The following is a 1,924-nucleotide window of genomic DNA, read 5'->3' as shown; positions in this document are numbered from 1 at the left end:
CCCGAGTTCGACAGTTAAACGCGTAAGTTGTTGTTTCATATGAACCGCAGTTCAAAAACGTGTACTACAAGAGAGAAAGTTGCTGAGGTTGCGTCGGTTTTTTCAATCTCAATGCGGCAAAAACGCGGTCCTGTGTTTCGGAGAGACGAGAGATGCCAGTGACTGGCCGTTCGGCCTGATTGATGCGAATCTGATGATGCTGAAGCTTCTGCAACTCTTGCAGCGCCCGCTCCGGCGACAGTTGCGCATCGGCGCTGCTCAGTCGCTGTCGCATGACGCGGTAAAGGATCAGGGCAGTAAAGCAAATGGTGGCGTGCGCCTTGATCCGCTCCGGCAGCCGATGAAACACCGGGCCGATCTCGATTTCCGATTTCAGCACCCGGAAACCGCGCTCGATATCAGCGAGTGACTTGTAACGGTCAACCACGCCCTGCGGCGACAAATCCGGCGTATTGGTTACCAGCAGCAATTTGCCATCCATCAGTTCAGCTAGCGCCAGCGCGTCATGGTCGATTTCGTAGGCAAAGAGCTCATTCTTCAAATCAACGCGGATGATGTTCGCCAGATGGGCCTCCTTGACCGCGTGATACAGCCGCGCCTTGGCGCCGCTGTCAGAGAGCTTTTTGCCACAAGCCTTCACCCCGGCATCCTGCGCATCGAGCTTGCCGACCCACGCGCTCGCCTGGGCTTCCAGTGTCTCGATCCGTTCGCGGCGCAATGCCTGGGCATCCTTGGCCACTTCGGGATCGTGCGCAACAACCAGACGCAAGCCGCGCCACGGCAATTCGGCGACGATTTCCTGCTCGGCATCGACGCACTGCGCCTGAAAGGTGTTGAGCAGTTCGGCAAATTCGCGGTAGCGCCGGCCGGGAACGGCCAGCACGAATTCCAGTGGCTCACCGCTTTCCAGGCGGATCTCGGACAGCTCCTCCAGGTTATCCAGCGACAGCAAGCCACGATCGGCCACCAGCACCACCCGGCGAATCGAAGGGAAGCGTTCGAGCACCGTCTTCAAGGTCGGCAACAGCGTCGGCGATTCCGCCGTGTTGCCGGCAAACACCTCGTGGTAGATCGGCAGACCATCACCCGTTTGCACCACACCGAGCATCACCTGACGAGCGATGAGGCCTTCCTTGGCCATGCCGAACCGGCGGACATCGCCTTCCTGGTCAGAGGTGCCTTCCGTGCGAATGGTGGTCATGTCGTAGAACACCACCGACAATTCTTGGTCGATCAAGGGACGCAGAAGATTAGCAACCACGGCATCGACCTCGGTTTGATGATCGACCAGAGCATCCATGCTGCGCAGCAGATGCTGGTGGGTGATCGATTCCACCTCAACGCCCGGCATCGCTACCGTATCCAACCAGCGCAACACCCCGAGTTTCGATTCCGGATCGCACAGGCGATTGAACACCATGACCCGAATCAGTGCCTCGACATCGATGCTGTGCCGGGTCTTGCCGAATACACGGCGCAGCTCGCCAAAGCCCAGCGATTCCCACAGTTCGTTGAGCGCCCAGACGTTGCCGAGCGCACGCGCCGATTCGAACTCGACTGCGGGCAATGGCGCATTCAGGAAATCCGGCCGACCGGTGACCTTGAGCAGGCCGGAGATGACGGAATCCAGGCTGTCGGTCAGTTGATCCAGGCGCCCGAGCGTAACCAAGGTGCGATGCTTGGCCTTGCCGGCGTCGTCGCGGAAAGCTTCGACAAGCTGAAGATATTGGCGCGGACCGGAGCGGGTGATCTTGAGGAACATGCCAAGACTTTACCAGCCAGTAAATGCTTGTCAAATATAGCCAAAAAAACCAGCGACGTGCCACTACACGACTTTTTTGGAAAATCGCCTTGAAACCCGCATGGCTGCGTGGGCAACTTCTCGAAAATGGCCTTTTTTGGGCTCGAACTGTCGAACTCGGGA

The 1,924-nt window shown here is 58.2% G+C and carries 1 protein-coding gene; it reads right to left on the bottom strand.

Features of this window, described 5'->3' with window-relative positions:
• Positions 1-64 precede the first annotated feature (64 nt).
• Positions 65-1,762 (bottom strand): IS1634 family transposase, encoded by a 1,698-nt coding sequence (locus ACLIIZ_RS21010; protein ID WP_416695639.1) that lies wholly within the window; start codon positions 1,760-1,762, stop codon positions 65-67.
• Positions 1,763-1,924 lie beyond the last annotated feature (162 nt).

The sequence above is a fragment of the Azonexus caeni genome, assembly GCF_048146105.1.
Classification (GTDB): domain Bacteria; phylum Pseudomonadota; class Gammaproteobacteria; order Burkholderiales; family Rhodocyclaceae; genus Azonexus; species Azonexus aromaticus_B.
This window is presented reverse-complemented; position numbering and strand designations above follow the sequence as displayed.